The 18,261-nt window shown below is 72.3% G+C and carries 19 protein-coding genes and 1 pseudogene; 9 read left to right on the top strand and 11 right to left on the bottom strand.

The genetic code is table 11. The features are described from left to right. Window positions 1–18 precede the first annotated feature (18 nt). The 3 genes from ABD954_RS04485 to ABD954_RS04495 form a co-directional block, all read right to left on the bottom strand. On the bottom strand, window positions 19–486 hold the full coding sequence (locus tag ABD954_RS04485) for a VOC family protein (protein WP_345484436.1): 468 nt from the start codon (window positions 484–486) through the stop codon (window positions 19–21). A 99-nt stretch (window positions 487–585) separates the two neighbouring features. Next, window positions 586–1,287 carry an endonuclease V gene (locus tag ABD954_RS04490; RefSeq protein WP_345484437.1) on the bottom strand — a complete coding sequence of 234 codons (702 nt, stop codon included), beginning with the start codon at window positions 1,285–1,287 and terminating at the stop codon, window positions 586–588. Continuing rightward, window positions 1,284–1,946: a class I SAM-dependent methyltransferase gene (locus ABD954_RS04495; RefSeq protein ID WP_345484438.1), complete on the bottom strand. Its 663-nt coding sequence runs from the start codon at window positions 1,944–1,946 to the stop codon at window positions 1,284–1,286. The genes ABD954_RS04490 and ABD954_RS04495 overlap by 4 nt, the downstream gene beginning before the upstream one ends. 367 nt (window positions 1,947–2,313) lie before the next feature. Between ABD954_RS04495 and ABD954_RS04500 the strand changes: the two genes are divergently transcribed. Continuing rightward, entirely contained in the window at window positions 2,314–2,613 is a 300-nt protein-coding gene (locus tag ABD954_RS04500) for a YciI family protein (RefSeq protein ID WP_345484439.1), read from the top strand. A gap of 37 nt (window positions 2,614–2,650) precedes the next feature. On the opposite strand, the gene ABD954_RS04505 is transcribed toward ABD954_RS04500, so the two are convergent. The 3 genes and pseudogenes from ABD954_RS04505 to ABD954_RS04510 all read right to left on the bottom strand — a co-directional run bounded on the left by ABD954_RS04505 (window position 2,651) and on the right by ABD954_RS04510 (window position 4,656). Then, a complete protein-coding gene (locus ABD954_RS04505) occupies window positions 2,651–3,322 on the bottom strand; it encodes a CAP domain-containing protein (RefSeq protein WP_345484440.1) in 672 nt (223 codons plus the stop codon). 273 nt (window positions 3,323–3,595) lie between these two features. Beyond that, window positions 3,596–4,057 (bottom strand): annotated as a pseudogene (locus tag ABD954_RS33555) (FG-GAP repeat domain-containing protein); the annotation flags it as partial. Window positions 4,058–4,245: 188 nt separating this feature from the next. Continuing rightward, entirely contained in the window at window positions 4,246–4,656 is a 411-nt protein-coding gene (locus tag ABD954_RS04510; RefSeq protein ID WP_345484441.1) for a PPOX class F420-dependent oxidoreductase, read from the bottom strand. Between the two features lie 211 nt (window positions 4,657–4,867). Between ABD954_RS04510 and ABD954_RS04515 the strand changes: the two genes are divergently transcribed. Further along, window positions 4,868–5,688 (top strand): IS5 family transposase gene (locus ABD954_RS04515; RefSeq protein ID WP_382745999.1). Its coding sequence is split into 2 segments (ribosomal slippage): window positions 4,868–5,215 and window positions 5,218–5,688, totalling 819 coding nucleotides; the frame shifts between segments, so codons are not numbered across the junction. Here the strand turns inward: ABD954_RS04515 and ABD954_RS04520 are convergent. Further along, window positions 5,678–6,034: a hypothetical protein gene (locus tag ABD954_RS04520; RefSeq protein ID WP_345484056.1), complete on the bottom strand. Its 357-nt coding sequence runs from the start codon at window positions 6,032–6,034 to the stop codon at window positions 5,678–5,680. The two genes, ABD954_RS04515 and ABD954_RS04520, sit on opposite strands and share 11 nt — an antisense overlap. 46 nt (window positions 6,035–6,080) lie before the next feature. After that, window positions 6,081–7,250, bottom strand: coding sequence for a WD40/YVTN/BNR-like repeat-containing protein (locus ABD954_RS04525; protein ID WP_345484442.1), 1,170 nt, complete (start codon window positions 7,248–7,250; stop codon window positions 6,081–6,083). Window positions 7,251–7,515: 265 nt separating this feature from the next. Here ABD954_RS04525 and ssgD point away from each other — a divergent pair, with 265 nt between their 5' ends. The 3 genes from ssgD (at window position 7,516) to ABD954_RS04540 (ending at window position 11,122) form a co-directional block, all read left to right on the top strand. Next, window positions 7,516–7,932: a spore wall synthesis regulator SsgD gene (gene ssgD / locus ABD954_RS04530; RefSeq protein ID WP_345484444.1), complete on the top strand. Its 417-nt coding sequence runs from the start codon at window positions 7,516–7,518 to the stop codon at window positions 7,930–7,932. A 273-nt stretch (window positions 7,933–8,205) separates the two neighbouring features. Then, window positions 8,206–9,876 (top strand): ABC-F family ATP-binding cassette domain-containing protein, encoded by a 1,671-nt coding sequence (locus tag ABD954_RS04535; RefSeq protein WP_345484445.1) that lies wholly within the window; start codon window positions 8,206–8,208, stop codon window positions 9,874–9,876. Between the two features lie 271 nt (window positions 9,877–10,147). Continuing rightward, window positions 10,148–11,122, top strand: coding sequence for an acyl-ACP desaturase (locus tag ABD954_RS04540; protein WP_345484446.1), 975 nt, complete (start codon window positions 10,148–10,150; stop codon window positions 11,120–11,122). 29 nt (window positions 11,123–11,151) lie between these two features. Here ABD954_RS04540 and ABD954_RS04545 read toward each other — a convergent pair whose 3' ends face one another. Beyond that, on the bottom strand, window positions 11,152–11,418 hold the full coding sequence (locus tag ABD954_RS04545) for a WhiB family transcriptional regulator (protein WP_345484447.1): 267 nt from the start codon (window positions 11,416–11,418) through the stop codon (window positions 11,152–11,154). Between the two features lie 154 nt (window positions 11,419–11,572). Between ABD954_RS04545 and ABD954_RS04550 the strand changes: the two genes are divergently transcribed. Continuing rightward, on the top strand, window positions 11,573–12,229 hold the full coding sequence (locus ABD954_RS04550; protein WP_345484448.1) for a TetR/AcrR family transcriptional regulator: 657 nt from the start codon (window positions 11,573–11,575) through the stop codon (window positions 12,227–12,229). A gap of 1 nt (window position 12,230) precedes the next feature. On the opposite strand, the gene ABD954_RS04555 is transcribed toward ABD954_RS04550, so the two are convergent. Both ABD954_RS04555 and ligD read right to left on the bottom strand, forming a co-directional pair. Next, complete coding sequence (locus tag ABD954_RS04555) at window positions 12,231–13,184, bottom strand: alpha/beta hydrolase (protein ID WP_345484449.1); 954 nt, start codon at window positions 13,182–13,184, stop codon at window positions 12,231–12,233. Between the two features lie 98 nt (window positions 13,185–13,282). Then, window positions 13,283–14,323 (bottom strand): non-homologous end-joining DNA ligase, encoded by a 1,041-nt coding sequence (gene ligD / locus ABD954_RS04560; protein WP_345484450.1) that lies wholly within the window; start codon window positions 14,321–14,323, stop codon window positions 13,283–13,285. Between the two features lie 52 nt (window positions 14,324–14,375). Here ligD and ABD954_RS04565 point away from each other — a divergent pair, with 52 nt between their 5' ends. The 3 genes from ABD954_RS04565 (at window position 14,376) to ABD954_RS04575 (ending at window position 18,212) form a co-directional block, all read left to right on the top strand. Continuing rightward, entirely contained in the window at window positions 14,376–15,434 is a 1,059-nt protein-coding gene (locus ABD954_RS04565; RefSeq protein ID WP_345484451.1) for an ATP-dependent DNA ligase, read from the top strand. Between the two features lie 329 nt (window positions 15,435–15,763). Beyond that, window positions 15,764–16,021: a hypothetical protein gene (locus ABD954_RS04570; protein WP_425584028.1), complete on the top strand. Its 258-nt coding sequence runs from the start codon at window positions 15,764–15,766 to the stop codon at window positions 16,019–16,021. Window positions 16,022–16,118: 97 nt separating this feature from the next. Further along, window positions 16,119–18,212 (top strand): MDR family MFS transporter, encoded by a 2,094-nt coding sequence (locus ABD954_RS04575; RefSeq protein WP_345484452.1) that lies wholly within the window; start codon window positions 16,119–16,121, stop codon window positions 18,210–18,212. Window positions 18,213–18,261 lie beyond the last annotated feature (49 nt).

Here is an 18,261-nt window from a genome sequence, read left to right on the forward strand (position 1 = left end):
GCCACCTCGCCGCCGCGTTCAGTGTCTGACGAGGCAGAAGGGGTGGCCGGCCGGGTCGGCGTAGATCCGCCAGGCCCGGTTCTCGTCGTCCGTGGCGGCGTCCAGGCGCCAGGCGCCGAGTGCGATGACCGCGTCGTGGGCGGCGTCCAGATCGGCGACCCGCACGTCGATGTGGAACTGCTGCTCGGGCGCGCCCCAGACCGGCGGCCGGTGGTCCGCGACGCCCTGGAAGGCGAGCACCGGAGCGCCGGAGGCCCCGTGGAGCGTGGCCCAGGAGTCGCCGACCGCCCACTGCGGGTCCGGCCGGTTGATCTCGCCGCCGAGCAACCGCTGGTAGAACGTGGCCAGTTCCAGGACGTCGGGGCAGTCCAGGACGACACACTGCAGGGTGCCGATCGGGCCGGCGGCGGGAGAGCCGGGCGTACGCGGGCCGGGAGCGGGAGCGGTGGTGTCGGGACCGGGAGTGTTCGGACCGGGGGAAGTCATGCGGGACACTCTGCCGCCCGGCGGTCACGGGCCGGTATCCGTACAGGTACTCAGCCGTACGGGTGGGCAGCCGCACCGGTGGCCGCCCGCACCCGGTGGTCAGCCGCTCTGTGCGGTCAGGGCCTCCCCCAGGGCGCGGCGGCACAGCGCGTCGGCGCGGCGCGTGGTCTCGGGAAGGCGGTAGCGCGGGGTGAGGTGCAGCGTGTGCGCGCAGGCCCGTTCCAGCGAGACCCGGTGGCCGACCGACACGAAGACCGGCTTGACGCCGGCGCGGGTGCGCAGCGCCCGGCCGACGGTCTCGCCCTCGGCGACGAGGGCGCTGAACTCCCCCCGCTGCTCCCCCGGTTGTTCGTAGCCGAAGGTGAACGGGTTCTTGGCGACGCCGATCGACGGCAGCCCGGTGAGCACGCCGAGGTGGCTCGCCAGGCCGAAGCGGCGGGGGTGGGCGAGCCCGTAGCCGTCGCAGACCAGCAGCCCGGGGTCGGCGGTGAGGCGCCCGAGCGCGGCGAGGACGGTGGGGACCTCACGGAAGGCCAGGAGCCCCGGCACGTACGGGAAGGACACCCGGCCGACGGCGGTGGCCTCCGCCACGACGTCGAGGGTCCGGGCGTCGAGGACGACGGCCGCCGCCGCGACCAGGTCCCGCTCGTCGTCGTACGCCACGTCGACCCCGGTCACGTTCCCCTCGCCGACCCCGGGGCCCGGCTCACCCAGCTCCAGCCGTCCGCGCAGATCCTCCTGCACGGCCAGCGCGGTCCGCTCGTCGGCGGGCCAGCCCTGGGGAATCCCGATGATCGTCATGCCGCCGCCCCGCCGTCCGCGCGCAGCAGCAGGTGCCCCCGGCGGAACCGCTCGCCCTCGCAGGGCTCCCGCAGCATCCGGCCGGTCTCGGTGAAGCCGGCCTCGGCGGCCAGGCCCGCGAGTGCGTCGACGGGCCATCGGTAGGCCGTCGCCACCTTGTGGTCGAAGGCCGTGACCGGAGAGCCCTCCGACTCGAAGAAGGCCAGGAGGAGGGTGCCGCCGGGCGCCAGGACCCGACGGAACTCGGCGAAGTACCGGGGCAGGTCCTGCGGCGGGGTGTGGATGACCGAATACCAGGAGACGACGCCTCCCAGCCCGCCGTCGGCCACGCCCACCGCGTCGAGCGCGTCCATGGAACCGACCTCGAACCGCAGGTCCGGGTACGTCTCGCGGGCGAGGGCGATCATCACCGGCGACAGGTCGACCCCGAAGACGTCGAGGCCCAGGTCCCGCAGCCGCGCGGTGACCGGCCCCGGGCCGCACCCGACCTCCACGACCGGCCCGGCGGCCTCGGCCCGCACGGTCTCGGCGAACGCCGTGAGCACGGCGCGGTCGAGGGGCAGCGAGTCGAGGTCGGGGCGCGGCAGTTCGGAGTAGAGGACGGCGACGGCGTCGTAGGCGTCGGCCGTAGCGCGGTGGTGGGAGGAGAGTTCGGTCACGGGAGGAGGTTAGAGGAGGCGGGAGGAGACCGCTGGGGGCGGTGGCAGCCTGACCGGCAGGCGCGCCGCCCGGATACGCCGGAGACGCCCACGTACGGCCTGGGGCCCGGGCGGCCGGTAGCCGGACGGTCGGGGGCCCGAACGGCCGGTCGCCGGACGGTGCACTGACCCGGGCGGCCGGTGGCCGGACGGTGCAGTGGCCCAGCCGACCGGTGGCCGGACGGGCCGGACGCCGCAGTGGCCCAGCGGCCGGTGGTCGGACGGCGCAGTGACTCGGACGGCCGGTCGCCGGACGGCACAGTGACCCGGGCGGCCGGTGGTCGGACGGCCCGGTGACCCGGTGGCGGCACCGGGTAGCCTGACGATCATGTTCGTACTGGAGCTCACCTACACCGCGCCCGTCGAGCGCGTCGACGCGCTGATCCCCGCCCACGTCGAGTGGCTCGACGCGCAGTACGCCGCCGGGGTGTTCCTGGCCTCCGGGCGGAAGAATCCGCGGGACGGCGGGGTGATCCTGGCCGGCGGGGTCGGTCGCGAGGAGATCGAGAAGATCGTGGCGACCGACCCGTTCACCGTCGAGGGCGTCTGCGCGTACCGGATCGTGGAGTTCTACGCCACCAAGTCGGTGGACGGACTCGCCCCGTTCCGGGACGAGTTGCCCGCCTAGAAGGGGGTTCGCCGACCTGGCGTCGAGTGCGCCGGGGTCAACGGGCCCCGAACATCAGGGTGAAGGTCGCGGCACGGTTGCCGTCGCCATCGGTGTAGCGACCGACACCGGGACCCGCGTCCTTGAAGCGGGGGTCGAGGATCGCTCGGCGATGCCCGTTGTTGGCGTAGTTGTTCTCGGGGTCGTGATGCATCCACCAATGGACCGCGGCCTTCGGGGTGCCCCAGGTCCATCCCGCGGGCACGACGTTCCTGCCGTCGCTGCGCCCTCCGCCGTTCTGGGTGTTCTCGCTCATCGTGCGGTAACCGCCGTAGCCCGACTTGGCGATGCGGTCCTCCGGCCAGGCGTATCCGGCCCGGGAGTCCCAGTGACCGCATCCGAACCAGTTCGGGTTGGACGGACAGCTGCGGTCCGGGGCGGTCGCCCAGTTCTCCGAGTGCGCCCGCGCCGCAGTGGCGAGGTGGCCGTTGAAGCAGAGCGGCGCGAGACCGCGCTGTGAGCGCTCCACGTTCACGAGGTGGAGCAGCGCGTGCTCGGCGTTGGTGACGTCGGCGGCGGTCTGGGGAACCTTGTCGACATAGCCGGCGTACCGTTCTTCCGCCTTCTGGCAATCCTCAGCGCCGGCCGTGCTGCCGTTGGCCCAGGACGCGGCGAGGTCGCTCTTCGCGTCCCCGTTGAAATCTCCGGCGGCCCACTTGGTCGTGTCCATCCAGCCACCCGCGTTCGTCGCCCAGTGACCGCGCCTGAACCCCGACCCCGTCGACAGACTCACCGTGATCGTATTCGACCCACCGTTGTTCCAGACAGTCGCCAGATCCGCCCTCCGGTCACCATTGAAATCCCCGGCAACCCACGGCGTCCCATCGATCCAACCACCATCCCGATCACTCCACTGAGACCACCCCGGGAACCGCGAACCATCAGACAGATACACCGCCGTCGACAGACTGCCACCGTTGTTCCAGGACGCGGCGAGATCACTCTTCCCATCACCGTTGAAATCCCCGGCGGCCCACTTGGTCGTATCCATCCAGCCACCCGCGTTCGTCGCCCAGTGACCGCGCCTGAACCCCGACCCCGTCGACAGACTCACCGTGATCGTATTCGAACCACCGTTGTTCCAGACAGTCGCCAGATCCGCCCTCCGGTCACCATTGAAATCCCCGGCAACCCACGGCATCCCATCGATCCAACCACCATCCCGATCACTCCACTGAGACCACCCCGGGAACCGCGAACCATCAGACAGATACACCGCAGTGGACAGGTTGGCGTTCGAAGCGGCGGCCGGAGCACCGCCCGAAACGGGGGCCAGGGCGGCCGCCAGGAGTACGAACGCGGCCGCTCCGCGTGATGGAAGCGTCAGCATGAGCTCACCTGCCGCGGTCATACGCGATCCGGCCAACCGGTGGCGGTGGCCGTCGTGCTCGCGGAGCCGGCGCATCGGGGAGGTGAAGGGCCCGGGACAGCGGCCGGGTCAGAGGGAGTGTCCGGGCCTCGCGCCGGCGGCTCTCCGCACGTCTACAAGTAAAAGACAGATCGGGGCCCGACGCCACAGCGGCAGCGGGTGCAGGGCGGTCCGGGCAAGGCGATCGTCGGGCGGGTGACGTGCCCCGCTCGGAAACGGTGAGTTCAGTGGGTGACGGTGCCGATCAGCCGCCGCGGGGTGATCCTGACGACCACCCGCACCACCTCCGGCGGCAGTTCCAGGTATTCCGCGCCCGCGCCGGGCCCCTCGTACTGCTCGGCCAGTGCGACGGCCAGCTTCCGGCCCTCGTCCTCGGCCACCGTCGCGGTGCCGCGGACCTCCAGGTAGCGCAGCGGGTCGGCCCGGTCGTAGACCGTCAGGCTGACCCGGGGGTCGCGCTCCACGTTGGTGACCTTGCGGCGGCCGGCGGCCGACGACAGCAGCAGGTCGTCCCCGTCCCGGGCGACCCAGACCACCGAGGTCTGCGGGCTGCCGTCCGGGTTCACCGTGGCCAGGACCGCGGGATTCACGTCGTCAAGAAGCGCGCGGGCGGCGTCGTTCAGCTCGGTCGTCACGTCGGCGACCCTAATAAGCCCGTCAGACGGTGTCGACCGAGATTTCCTGTGCCGACGCGCAGGCGCGGGACGTCCGACGGCGAGGGCCGCGAACCGCGGGGGGCCGGGCCGGACGGGCGTCGCCTCCTCCGGCCGTACGGAGGAGGCGACGTCCGCTCGAAATCGCTTTAAGACGTCGTTTCTTATGGCGTGATCGTTCGTTGATCCGTGCATGGCGGATCTCGTGGAGCGACTGGTGCCGGACGAGTTGTGGGTGCTGTTCCGGCGGGTGGTGCCACCGACTGAGGTGATACGCCCGCAGGGCGGTGGCCGCCGCCGGTCAGGTGACCGCGAAGCCCTGGCGGCGATCATCTTCGTGGCGACGTCGGGCTGCACCTGGCGGCAGCTGCCACCGGTGTTCGGCCCGGCCTGGCAGACGGTCTACCGCCGGTTCGCCCAGTGGAGCCAGGAACGGGTCTGGGCCCGGCTCTACCGCGTGATCCTCGACGAACTCGGCGCGCGGGGCGAGCTGGACTGGTCGCGGTGCGCGATCGACTCGGTCAGTCTGCGGGCGGCAAAAGGGGGCCGCTGACGGGACCGAATCCGACCGACCGCGGCAAGCCGGGATCGAAGATTCATCTGATCTGCGACCGGAACGGACTGCCGCTGTCCCTAGGCATCTCCGGCGCGAACATGCACGACAGTCTGGGCCTGGAGCCGCTTGTGTGCGGCATCCCACCGATCCGATCCCGTCGTGGTCCCCGGCGTCGGCGGCCGGCGAAGCTGCATGCAGACAAGGGCTACGACTACGACCACCTGCGCCGATGGCTTCGCGAGCGCGGCATCCGCCATCGCATTGCCCGCAAGGGTGTCGAGTCCTCGCAGCGGCTGGGCCGGCATCGGTGGGTGGTCGAAAGAACCGTGTCCTGGTTGGCCGGCTGCCGACGACTTCACCGTCGCTACGAACGCAAGGCCGAACACTTCCTCGCCTTCGTCGGCATAGCCGCAGCCCTCATCGGCTACCGCCGACTGACGGCTCTGCTTACGGCCTGAGCCGGTTCTGCTGTACGTCGAAGCAGACCAGCCCCATGGACTCCGCCACGGCCGCCGCGTACGCCGACACCTCCTCGGCCATGCCCCACCGCATGGGAAAGTAAATCAGCGGGCCGCTGGCCTCGCCGATCAGCGGCCCGGTTGACCAGGGCGAGGTGTCCTCCTCGTCCTCGGTGAGGTCGCACCACCGCTCAAGCAACGTGGCCACGTAAGCCGCGATGCGCTCGGACGGAGGCTCTTCCACCTCGCTGTCAATGTAGCGGTCGTACAGGTCGTCGAAGACCCGGCCAGCGGTCTTGTCATCCGCCGGCCTCTCGCCTTCCCAGACAGCAAGGTCGTAGCTCATGCCAGGAGGCTCTCATGCCGCTCTGACAGCCATAAGAAACGACGTCTTAAGGGGCGAGCCCCAGGGGGCCGGAGTCCGCCCTCGCGATGCGGCCCTTCTCGCCCGAGGCCCAGCAGGCGCCGTCGCGGGTGCAGTCGACCGTGTCGTACGAGCCGGTGTCGACGGTCCGCCAGGTGCGACCGCCGTCGGTGGTGAGGTCCGTGCCGGTGGGGCCGACGGCGAGGGCGGCGGACCGGGAGTGCGGGAGCCAGGCGACGCCGGAGCGGTAGGCGGGCGGCGGGGTGGCGGACGGCGCCCAGGCGCGGCCGGCGTCGTCGGTGACGGCGGCGGCCCGTGGCGAGGGCTGGTCCTTGCGGTAGTCGCCGCCGACGGCGATGCCGTGCCGGCGGTCGCGGAAGGCGAGCCCGAAGACGCCCTTGGCCCCCTCCCCCGCCGGGATCGTCGTCTCCGTGGCGCGCCAGGTCAGACCCCGGTCAGCGGAGTGCAGCACCCGGCCGGTCGCCCCGCCGCCGGTCGCGAGCCACACGTCCCTGGGCCCGGACGACACCAGGCACTGGCCGCTCGCCGCGAACCCGGCCTCGCCGGGCAGCGCGTCCGGCATGCCGTCGCTGGGCAGCACCTGCCAGGAGCGGCCGCCGTCACGGGTGGACAGGATGCGGTACCTGCCGTCGACGGGGTCGCTCATCGCGAGCCCGTGCCGGTGGTCGAAGAAGGTCATGCAGTCGTAGAAGGCGCGCGGGTCGGTGTTGCGGAAGGACTCCGTCCAGGTGGCTCCGCCGTCCTCGGTGCGGTAGACGCGGGAGGCCTCGCCCTCACCGATGGCGAGGACCACGGCCCTGCGGGCGTCGAACGCCTCGACGTCGCGGAACTCCAGCTCGCCGGCCGCCGGCGGAGAGACGTTTCGCCAGCTGGTGCCGCCGTCCGTGGTGCGCAGCACCGTGCCGCGGGAACCGGCGGCCCAGGCGACCTGCCGGCTCACGGCGGCCAGGCCCCGGAAGCGGGCGTCCGTCCCGGTCGGGGTGAGCTGCCAGCCGGCCGCGGCGGGCGCCGGCTCGGCCGCGGTCCGCGCCGGGGCCGGCGGGGCGGGGGCGGGGGCAGCCGGGGCGGGCGCGGGGGCCGGCCCGGTGGCGGGAGCTGCCACGGCGGGGGCCGGGGCGGTCAGCGCCATCGCGAGCGTCGCTCCGGCCAGTCCCGTCGTGAGTCCCAGGACCGTCATTCGTCTCGTCTTCCCCATGGGCGTCATGGCGCCGGAAGCTAGCCCACCGTGAAGATCCCGTCCAGGGTGCCTGTCCGTTACGGGGTTCCCGCCCGCCGGCGCCGCCCGCGACCCGCCCCCGCGACCGCGCCCCGCCCCGCGCGGCGGCGAGGGGCGGTGACGCAGCTCACGTACCCCTTCAGTGCACGTCGGGGCTCCTCCGCTCGTCTTCCGTGGTGTCAGGGGGATGGCAGGAGAACGTAGCCGCGCGACAGGAGGCTGGCCCATGTCCACCGTCATCGAGCAGGCCGTGCAGGCCCGGCTGGTCGCGTCCGCGCCGCGGGCGGAGTCCGTGGCGGCCACGCTGCGGTACGACCGCGAGGACCCGTACGCCGTCAGCATGGCCTTCCCGCCGCCCGCCACCCTGGAAGGCGTGGAGGTGTCGTGGGCGTTCGCCCGCGAGCTGCTCGTCGAGGGCGTGGACGGCCCGGCCGGCGTCGGGGACGTCCGGCTGCGCCCGTACGGCTACGACCGCACGGTGGTGGAGTTCCACGCCCCCGAGGGCGTGGCCGTGGTGCACGTCCGCACGGAGGAGCTGCGCACCTTCCTGGAGCGCTCGCAGCACCTGGTGCCGCGCGGGCGCGAGCACCAGTACCTGGACTGGGACGCGAACCTGGCGCAGCTCCTGGAGGAGCATCCCTAATTCGATTGCGGCCCCCCGTCTCCCGGTCGTAGCGTTTCGTCCTGGCCCTGTTGTCACCCGATCGGAGAAGGCCGTTGCTTCGCTGAGGTTCGAGACACCGTGCCGCGCGTGCCGCCCCGCCGCGTGTGCCGTCGTCGACCTCGGCGTACGAGCGCTGCTTCCGTTCCGGTCCGTTCCCGGCCCCTCCGGCCGTCGTCGGCCCTTCCGGTCTCCGCCCGCGCCCCGGTGTCTCACGCGATGCCCTTGCCCACGTCGCGCAACCGGGAGGCCTCCATGGCGACTCGCCCCACCTTCATCACCTGCACGTCCCTCTCCTTCTCCTGGCCGGACGGGACGAAAGTCCTCGACGACTTCCGGCTGGCCGTCGGCCCCGGCAGGACCGGCCTCGTCGGCCTCAACGGATCCGGGAAGTCCACCCTGCTCAAGCTGATCGCCGGTGAGCTGACCCCGTCGGCGGGCACGGTCCGTGTCGCCGGGGAGGTCGGCCACCTGCCGCAGAACCTGGTGCTGCGCACGGCTCTGCGGGTCGACCAGGTGCTCGGCATCGACCGGACCCGGGCCGCGCTGCACGCCATCGAGGCGGGCGACACCGCCGAGGAGCACTTCGCGGCCGTCGGCGACGACTGGGACGTGGAGGAGCGCGCCCGGGCCGTGCTCGACCAGCTCGGGCTCGGTCACATCGGGCTCGACCGCACGATCGGCGAGGTCTCGGGCGGAGAGTCGGTGCTGCTGCGGCTCGCGGCCCTGCTGCTCGCCCGGCCCGGCGTGCTGCTGCTCGACGAGCCGACGAACAATCTCGACCTGTACGCGCGGCGGCGGCTCTACGAGGCGGTGGACGCCTGGTCGGGCGTGCTGGTCGTGGTCAGTCACGACCGTGAACTCCTGGAGCGCGTCGACCAGATCGCCGATCTGCGGGACGGCGAGGTCGCCTGGTACGGCGGCAACTGGTCCGACTACCAGGCGGCGCTGGCGACCGAACAGGAGGCGGCCGAGCGGATGGTGCGGGTCGCCGAGGCCGACGTCCAGCGGCAGAAGCGCGATCTGGCCGACGCGCAGATGAAGTTGGCGCGTCGCAGGCGGTACGGGCAGAAGAGCTACGACAACAAGGTCGTGCCGAAGATCGTCGCCAACAGCCGCAGGGCGGCCGCCGAGGTGTCCTCGGCCAAGCACCGCGTGCTGCACACCGAGCGGCTCGCGGAGGCGCGTTCGCGCCTCGACGCGGCGGTGGAGGCGGTGCGGGACGATGACGAGATCCGCATCGAGCTGCCCCGCACCGCGGTCCACGCGGGCCAGGACGTGCTGCTGCTGCGCGATCTGGAGTTGCCGTACGGGGGCCGGGTGAGCGGTGGCTTCGAGCTGCGCGGGCCCGAGCGGGTCGCGCTCCTCGGCCGCAACGGCGCGGGCAAGACGACCCTGCTGCGGACGATCGCGGGTGAACTCGCCCCGGTCGCGGGCGAGGCGGTGACGCACGTCCCGCTGCGCTTCCTGCCGCAGCGGCTCGACGTCCTGGACGACGGGCTGAGCGTGGTGGAGAACGTGGCCCGGTTCGCTCCGGCGGCGACGCCCAACCAGATCCGGGCGCGGCTCGCCCGCTTCCTGTTCCGGGGGGCCCGGGCGGACCGTCCGGCGGGCACGCTGTCGGGCGGTGAGAGGTTCCGCGCGACGCTGGCGGCGCTCCTGCTGGCCGAGCCGGCCCCGCGGCTGCTGATGCTCGACGAGCCGACCAACAACCTGGACACGGCGTCGGTGCGGAGCCTGACGGCGGCGCTGGAGGCGTACGAGGGCGCGCTGATCGTGGCGAGCCACGACGTGCCGTTCCTGGAGTCGCTGGGGATCACGCGCTGGCTGCTGCTCGACGGGGCGTTGCGGCCGACGACGGCCGAGGCCGTGCGGGCGGGTCTCGGCGCGGGGGCGCCGGGAGCGGGGGCGGTGCCGGTGGAGTGACGGTCGGGTGACGCCGGGGGGCGTCTGCCGTGGGGCCGGGGGCGTCTGCCGTGGGTGGCGCCGGGTCACGCGGGACAGGGTGCAGGGGGTGCCCCGTCCGCGTGACCTGGGTCTCCCCCTACCGCGCGGGAGCTGGGGGCATAACGGAACGTAACCGGACATCGCCGAGACGGGCTTGGCCAGCCCCTTACGACGCCTTAACCTACGGTCTCGTAACCTACGAATCCGTAGGTAGTTCCGTATGCCCTTCCCCCGTCCCCCTGGAGTTTTCGTGACGCTCACCCCTTCCCATCTCGGCAGTTCGGCGGAGTGGACCGACGCACGGCTGCTGTACGCCCTGGAGGAAGTGGTCGAGAAGGAGCTCAACCGGCATCTGAAGGTCACCAAGGACTGGATGCCGCACGAGTACGTGCCGTGGTCGGACGCGCGGAACTTCCCCGGCTTCTTCGAGGACGGCGAGGCATGGGAGCGCTCGCAGTCCAAGGTCACCGATGTCGGCCGCATCGCGCTCGTGGTGAACCTGCTCACCGAGGACAACCTGCCGAGCTACCACCACGAGATCGCCACCCTCTTCGGCCGCGACGGCGCCTGGGGCACGTGGGTGCACCGCTGGACCGCGGAGGAGGGCCGGCACGGCATCGTCATGCGCGACTACCTGCTGGCCTCACGGGCGGTGGACCCGGACGAGCTGGAGCGCTTCCGCATGGCCCACATGAGCGAGGGCTTCGAGTCCGACAACCGGCACTCGATGCTGCACTCGGTCGCGTACGTGGCCTTCCAGGAGCTCGCGACCCGCATCTCGCACCGCAACACCGGCCACCAGTCCGGCGACCCCGTCTGTGACCGCATGCTCGCCCGCATCGCGCTCGACGAGAACCTGCACATGGTGTTCTACCGCAACCTGCTGGGCGCGGCCTTCGAGCTGGCGCCGGACCTGACGATGCAGGCCGTGCGGGACGTCGTCGTCAACTTCCGCATGCCCGGTCACGGCATGCCGGGCTTCGAGCGCGCGGCGGCCCAGATGGCGATCGGCGAGATCTACAACCTGCGCATCCACCACGACGACGTGATCCAGCCGGTGCTGCGCTTCCTGAAGGTCCTGCAGATCGAGGGCCTCGGCCCGGAGGGCCTGAAGGCACAGGAAGAGCTGGGACTGTATCTGAACGGGCTGGACGGCGAGGCCCGCAAGTTCGACGAGCGGCTCGCGGCCCGCAAGGCGCGGATGGAGGCCCGGGCGGCCGGCTGACGGCCGGAGGAGTCCGCGGGCGGGCGTGTTCAGCCCCGGCGCCGCTTCAGCTTGATCCGCTCCTTCTCCGAGAGACCGCCCCACACCCCGAAGCGCTCGTCGTGCTTCAGCGCGTACTCCAGGCACGCGACGCGCCCTTCGCACGCCCCGCACAGCTGCTTGGCCTCACGGGTCGAGGAGCCGGGTGCCGGGAAGAAGAACTCGGGCCCGGCCTGCGCGCACAGCGCGTCCTGCTGCCAGGACAGGTCGGGGGTCAGGAGGGCCTGCGGGGCGGAGGGCATCGTGTCGGTCTGCATGGAACCAGACTGGCCGCGTGGCCTAAACGCGTCATCAACGTCTGCTCAACGCGGCGCGCCGGGGGACGACGCGTCTGTTGCGGCCGAGCCGCGGACTCCGCTGCTCCGGGAGCGGCGACTGTCCGCACGGTCGTGCGGACAGTACGATGGCGGCATGAGCGGCAGCACCAGAACGGACGGGCGCGTCGAGCGCGGCAACCAGACCCGGCGACTCGTCCTGGGCCGCACCATGCACATCGCCTCCGTCGAGGGTCTGGAAGGGCTGTCGCTCGGCCGGATCGCCACCGAGCTGGGCCTCAGCAAGAGCGGGGTCTTCGCCCTGTTCGGCTCCAAGGAGGAGCTCCAGCTCGCCACCGTGCGGGCGGCCACCTCCGTGTTCGTGGCCGAGGTCGTCACGCCACTGACCGACCTGCCGCCCGGTCCGGGCCGGGTGTGGGCGCTGTGCCGCAACTGGCTCGCGTACTCGTCGGGGCGGACCTTCGAGGGCGGTTGCTTCTTCTACGCCGTCTCGGCGGAGTTCGACGCCCGCACCGGCCCGGTCCACGACGCCGTGGCGCAGGCCCGCCGGGACTGGCTGGCCTATGTGGAGCGGACGATCGAGGAGGCCCGGCTGGCCGGCGGCTTCGTGGCGGACGTGGACGCTCCGCAGCTCGCCTTCGAGATCATCGCCCTCATGGAGTCGGCCAACGCCCAGTCCGTCCTGCTCGGAGACACCTCCGCCTACGCGCGGGCCGAGCGGGGCATCGCCCGGCTGCTGCGGGCGGAGGCGACCGCCGGGGCGCGCGAGGAGATCGGCGCCCCGGCGGGGTGAGTCAGCGGGCGGCGACGCCGGGCACGGCGCTCGCCTCGCCGGCCCGCCCGGACCGCTCCGTGCGCCCGGCGGCCCGGTCCGCCGGCCGGGCCCCGCCCCGCCCGGCACCCTGGCCCGTCATGAACTCCACGGCTTCCGCGACGACCTGGTCGTCCCTCAGGATCCGCCGGTGGCCGAGGCCCCGGGTGACCACCAGCCGGGCGCGCTCGCCGTGGGCGCGGGCGAGGAGGCGGGCGTGGGCCATCGGGACCATCTCGTCCGTCTCGTCGTGGAACAGCAGGACGGGCGCGCCGAGGTCGTCGGGGCGCCAGTCGGCGTCCAGCCGGTGCCAGATCTCCGGCTCCCCCGGCGCGAGCCGGCGCTCGACGTGGCGGCGCATCGCCCGCATGGCGCGGCCGGTCAGACCGAAGGCGCCCTGGAACCAGTCGGTGAGCAGGGTGAAGGAGCCGACGCCGGAGATGCCGACGAAGCGGCCGGCGCGCACGCCGTCGCGCAGCGCGAAGAGGGCGGCGAGGACTCCGAAGGAATGGGCGAGGACCGCGTCGAAATCACCGTGGCGGGCGTGCAGCTCCCGGATGATCGCGCGGTATTCGATGATGTTGCTGGCCCGGCCGGAGGCCTCGCCGTGGCCGGGCGCGTCGAAGGCCACGGGGCTGTAGCCGCGCTCGACCAGGGCCTCGGCGAAGGCGGCCAGGCGCGAGGCGCGTGAGGACCAGCCGTGGACGAGCAGCACCGGCCGTCTCCCGTCGCCCCAGGCGTAGACGACGGCCTCCTTGCCGCGCACCCGGATGCGGTCGACCCGGGCGGCGGCCATCAGGGGTTCCTCGGCCGGCCTGAGCCGCGCCCGGCCGGCGGGGCGGACGAAGAGGTGGAAGACGGCGCGCCCGGCGGGGGCGGGAGCGACGCGGGCGGCGGCGTTGAGCGCGGTGCGGACCAGCAGGGCCTTCGGAAACATGCCGGATCTCCTCGATCGTCCTCGATACGAGAAAATGCTAGCACGACCGTTCGTGTTGTTTTGAGTCCCGGAACGCTCCCGCGCCCCTCGCTCGCCCCCTATCCCTTCTCCCCCGGCTCCTTCCCCTCCTTCTTCGCCCGGCTCGGCTGGACCCGCTTCGGCTCGCCCGGCATCTTCGGGTACTCCGGCGGATAGGGCAGGTCCCCGAGGCCGTGCTCCGCCTCGTCCCGCCGGGCCAGTTCGAGCAGGGACTCCAGACTGAACCGTTCGTCGTCCATGTCCGCGTGCACATCGCCGTGCTCGGCGTAGCGCGCCGGCATGGTGCGGATGTCGAAGTCGCGCGGCACCGCGTCGTCGACCTCGTCCCAGCGCAGGGGCGCGGAGACGGGGGCGTGCGGGTGCGGGCGCACGGAGTAGGCGGAGGCGATGGTGCGGTCGCGGGCGGTCTGGTTGTAGTCCAGGAAGATCCGCTGCCCGCGCTCCTCCTTCCACCACTTGATGGTCACGCGCTCCGGCATCCGCCGCTCCAGCTCCCGGCCGCAGGCGATGGCGGCCCGCCTGACCTGAGTGAAGGTCCAGTTCGGCAGGATCGGCACGAAGACGTGCAGTCCGCGCCCGCCCGAGGTCTTGGGCCAGCCGCGCAGTCCGTGCTCGTCCAGGACCGCCCGCAGTTCGTGGGCGGCGCGGACGGCGTCGGCGTAGTCGGTGCCGGGCTGGGGGTCGAGGTCGAGGCGGAGTTCGTCGGGGTGGTCGGTGTCCTCGCGGCGCACCGGCCACGGGTGGAAGGTGACGGCCCCCAGGTTGGCGGCCCACAGGACGGCGGCCGGTTCGGTGGGGCACATCTCGTCGGCCGACCGGCCGCTGGGGAAGGTGATGTGGGCCGTCGGGATCCAGTCGGGCAGGTACTTGGGCGCGCGCTTCTGGAAGAAGGACTCGCCCGTCACGCCGTCGGGGTAGCGCTCCAGGGTGGTCGGCCGGTTCCGCAGGGCGCGGGTGATGCCCTCGCCGACGGCCAGGTAGTAGGTCACCATGTCCAGCTTGGTGTAGCCCGTCTCCGGGAAGTACACCTTGTCCGGGTTGGAGACCCGTACGGTCCGGTCACCGACCTCGAGCTCCACCGCTGCCGCCTTGCCTGCCATGCGGGTCAGCCTAGGGCTCGCCGACAACTCGCGCATACCGGACAATCACCCCATGGACCTGCCGGTGATGCCGCCCGTGAAACCGATGCTCGCGAAATCCGTGAAGAAGATCCCGCCGGGCATGCAGTACGAGGCGAAGTGGGACGGCTTTCGCGCCCTCGTCCATCGCGACGGCTCCGAGCTCTTCATCGGCAGCCGCACGGGCAAGCCGCTGGTGCGCTACTTCCCCGAACTCGCCGAGGCGTTCACGGACCGGCTGCCCGAGCGCTGCGTGATCGACGGCGAGATCGTGATCGAGCACGACGGCCGGCTCGACTTCGACCGGCTCACGGAGCGGATCCACCCGGCCGCGTCCCGGGTGCGCATGCTGGCGGAGACGACTCCCGCCCGGTTCATCGCCTTCGACCTGCTCGCCCTCGGTGACGAGTCCTTCCTCGACACCCCGCTCACCGAGCGGCGGGCCGTCCTGGAGAGCGCGCTCACCGGGGTCGAACCCCCGGTCCACCTCGCCCCGGCCACCACCGACGTCACCGTCGCCGAGCACTGGTTCGAGCAGTACGAGGGCGCCGGCCTCGACGGCGTGATCGCCAAGCCGCTCGACCTGCCCTACCGGCCGGACGCCCGGCTGATGTACAAGATCAAGCACGAGCGCACGGCCGACGTGGTCGTGGCCGGATACCGCCTCCACAAGAGCGGGCCGGTGGTCGGCTCGCTGCTCCTCGGCCTGTACGACGACGGGGGCGCCCTCCAGCACGTCGGCGTGTGCGCGGCCTTCACCGCGAAGCGGCGCGCCGAACTCGTCGGGGAACTGGAGCCGCTGCGCATGGATCCGCCGGACGGGCACCCGTGGGCGGCCTGGGCGGACGAGGCGGCGCACGAGTCCTCCCGCCTGCCGGGCGCCCAGAGCCGCTGGACCGGCAAGAAGGACCTGTCCTGGGTGGCGCTGCGCCCCGAACGCGTCTGCGAGGTGGGGTACGACCACATGGAGGGCGACCGCTTCCGGCACACGGCCCAGTTCAAGCGCTGGCGGCCGGACCGCACGCCGGAGTCCTGCGGGTACGCGCAACTGGAGGAGCCCGTCTCGTACGACCTCGGCGCGATCCTCTCGTAGCCCCGCTCCGGCCCGCCGGCCGGCCGCGCGGAGATCGTTCCGCTCCGGTGGCGACGTGAGATGCCCCACATCGGGTTTGCGACGTGATCGGCTCTTCTCGGCGTGGTGTTCGGGGAACTGACGGTCGATCGGGACCGCGCACCACGCCGCACCTGCGGGAACGCCGGGCGCGTTCCCGCCGTCGTCCGTACGCCTCGCCGAAGGCCGCGCACCGCTGTTGCCCGGCGGTGACGGAGCCGTCGTCGAACCGGCACCGCCATCCGGTACGTATGGATACGTATGGAGGAGGGAAACCCCCTCGCCGCCCGACAGACCCACAAGGACCGATCGTGATCGCCTCGCCCTCGCCCCTCGTCCCCGTGCCGATCCCCGACCGCGTCGCCGCGCTCATCGGTTCCTGCCTGCCGCTGCACGTGCTCCAGGCCGAGGTCGACGCCGACTGCGCGGCGCGCGAGGTCTACCGCTTCCGCGGGCCGCTGTGCGCCGAGGACCGGGCCGACCGCGAGCACGCCCTCGCCGCGCTCGCGCGGGCGAACAAGATCCTCGCCAAGCACCACCCGAAGCTCCCGGTGCGTCCCGGCTACTGACCCTCCGGCGCTCGGCCGTTCGGGGCTCGGACCCCGTCCGCACCGGTTCGGGCGTACCCCGCATGCGGGACACCGGCCCCGGTGTGAGGCTGCCAGCGTGACCACCACCAGCGAAGCAGCGCCCGCGCCTCCCGCCGCCGAGCCCCCGGTGCTCGACAGCCGCCGCCGCAACATCGTCTTCGGCACGATCATGCTCGGGGTCCTCCTCGCCGCGCTCGACCAGACGATCGTGGGCACCGCGCTGCCGACGATCGTCGCGGACCTCGGCGGCGCCGCCCACATGTCGTGGGTGGTCACCTCGTACCTGCTCGCGGAGACGGTCGCGACCGTCCTCGTCGGCAAGTTCGGCGACCTGTTCGGCCGCAAGGTGATCTTCCAGATCTCGGCGGTCGTCTTCATCACCGGCTCGTTCCTGTGCGGCCTCGCCACCAACATGTCCCTGCTCATCGTGTGGCGCGGCCTCCAGGGCATCGGCGCCGGCGGGCTCATGGTCACCTCGATGGCGCTGATCGCCGATGTGATCCCGCTGCGCGAACGCGGCAAGTACCAGGGCGCGATCGGAGCGGTGTTCGGCGTCTCGACGGTGATCGGGCCGCTGCTCGGCGGGCTGTTCACCGACCACCTGAGCTGGCGCTGGGCGTTCTACGTCAACGTCCCCGTCGCGGTCCTGGTCGTCATCGCCGCCGCCCGCACCATCCCCTCCGTACGCTCCGCGAGCCGGCCGGTCGTCGACTACCTGGGCATCGCGCTCGTCGCGGCCGGCGCCAGCGCGCTGATCCTGGCGACGAGTTGGGGCGGCAACGAGTACGCCTGGGGCTCAGGGGTCATCATCGGGCTCTTCGCCGGCGGTCTGGTGGCGCTGGCGCTCTTCTGCCGGGTGGAGACCCGGGCGGCCGAACCCATGCTGCCCATGCGGCTGTTCCGCAACCCGGTCTTCACCGTCTGCTCGGTGCTCAGCTTCGTCGTCGGCTTCGCGATGCTCGGCGCCATGATCTTCCTGCCGACCTACCTCCAGTACGTCGACGGGGACTCGGCGACGATGTCCGGCATCCGCACCCTCCCGTTGGTCGCCGGACTGCTCATCGCGTCCGTCTTCAGCGGCAACGTCGTCAGCAAGACGGGCCGGTACCGGATCTTCCCCATCGCGGGGTGCCTCGTGATGGGCGTCGGGCTCCTTCTGCTCTCCCTGATGGGGCCCGGGACCGGCAGCTGGCTGGAGTCGCTGTACATGTTCGTGCTCGGCACCGGCATCGGCCTGTGCATGCAGGTCCTCACCATCGCCGTGCAGAACACCGTGGACTACGCGGACCTGGGCACCGCCACCTCCGGCGTCACCTTCTTCCGCACCCTCGGCAGCGCCTTCGGCACCGCCGTCTTCGGCACCATCTACACCAACGCGCTCGGGCCCCACCTGACGGAGGGCGTCGCCGGGGCCTCCGCGGTCGCGGCGGACCTCGGCGTGGACCCGGGGGCCGTCGCCGTGGCCGCGCAGAGCCCGGCCGGCGTCCACGGGCTGCCGGACGAGGTGGCGGCGCCGATCGTGCAGGCGTACGCCGACACCCTGCACACCGTCTTCCTGTGGACCGTGCCGGTGGCGGCCGTCGGCCTGGTGGTGGCGCTCTTCCTCAAGCAGGTGGAGCTGCGGGACACCGTGCGCGCGTCGGCGCCCGACATGGGCGAGGGCTTCGCCTCCCCCACGACCAGCGGCGACTCGGCCAAACTGCTCGAACTCGCGGTCGGCCGGATCGTCCGCAGAACCGACGCCGTCACCTTCCGGCGGATCGTCGGCGCCTCGGACACCCGGCTCGATGCGGCCGGCGCGTGGGCGGTCATGCAGGTGGAGCTGTTCACCCGCCTGGTGGGCCACGCCAGCCTCGGCCTGATCGCGGCAGGCCGCCGGGTGCCGCCCGAGGTGCTGCTGCCGGTCTTCGACCGGATGGTCGACGAAGGTTTCCTCACCCGCGACGGCAATCTGCTGTCCCACACACCGGCCGGGAAGCGCGAGGCGGACGTCATCGCGCGGGCCTGGGCCGACTGGCTCAGCGACCGCCTGGAGCGCGAGAGCGGCCGGCCGAGCGGACCGGAGCTCAGGGCGGCGACCGACGCCATCGCGAAGAAGCTGATCGCCGAGGACCTGGCCCAGGGGCTGCCGCAGACGGGAGGGGTGAAGGCGGGCGCGGCGGCACGGTGAACGGGATCCAATATCCAATCTCCGATATCCGATGTGCGATATCCGATCC

It is taken from the genome of Streptomyces roseoviridis, from assembly GCF_039535235.1.
In the GTDB taxonomy this organism is placed as follows: domain Bacteria; phylum Actinomycetota; class Actinomycetes; order Streptomycetales; family Streptomycetaceae; genus Streptomyces; species Streptomyces roseoviridis.

Coding starts and splice junctions, on each gene's coding strand:
- ABD954_RS04505 (WP_345484440.1), bottom strand. CDS start 3,322: ATGGACACGACCAAGTGGGCCGCCGGAGATTTCAACGGGGACGCGAAG.
- ABD954_RS04525 (WP_345484442.1), bottom strand. CDS start 7,250: ATGACGGTCCTGGGACTCACGACGGGACTGGCCGGAGCGACGCTCGCG.
- ABD954_RS04520 (WP_345484056.1), bottom strand. CDS start 6,034: ATGAGCTACGACCTTGCTGTCTGGGAAGGCGAGAGGCCGGCGGATGAC.
- ABD954_RS04485 (WP_345484436.1), bottom strand. CDS start 486: ATGACTTCCCCCGGTCCGAACACTCCCGGTCCCGACACCACCGCTCCC.
- ABD954_RS04500 (WP_345484439.1), top strand. CDS start 2,314: ATGTTCGTACTGGAGCTCACCTACACCGCGCCCGTCGAGCGCGTCGAC.
- ABD954_RS04545 (WP_345484447.1), bottom strand. CDS start 11,418: ATGCAGACCGACACGATGCCCTCCGCCCCGCAGGCCCTCCTGACCCCC.
- ABD954_RS04535 (WP_345484445.1), top strand. CDS start 8,206: ATGGCGACTCGCCCCACCTTCATCACCTGCACGTCCCTCTCCTTCTCC.
- ssgD (WP_345484444.1), top strand. CDS start 7,516: ATGTCCACCGTCATCGAGCAGGCCGTGCAGGCCCGGCTGGTCGCGTCC.
- ligD (WP_345484450.1), bottom strand. CDS start 14,323: ATGGCAGGCAAGGCGGCAGCGGTGGAGCTCGAGGTCGGTGACCGGACC.
- ABD954_RS04550 (WP_345484448.1), top strand. CDS start 11,573: ATGAGCGGCAGCACCAGAACGGACGGGCGCGTCGAGCGCGGCAACCAG.
- ABD954_RS04555 (WP_345484449.1), bottom strand. CDS start 13,184: ATGTTTCCGAAGGCCCTGCTGGTCCGCACCGCGCTCAACGCCGCCGCC.
- ABD954_RS04490 (WP_345484437.1), bottom strand. CDS start 1,287: ATGACGATCATCGGGATTCCCCAGGGCTGGCCCGCCGACGAGCGGACC.
- ABD954_RS04565 (WP_345484451.1), top strand. CDS start 14,376: ATGGACCTGCCGGTGATGCCGCCCGTGAAACCGATGCTCGCGAAATCC.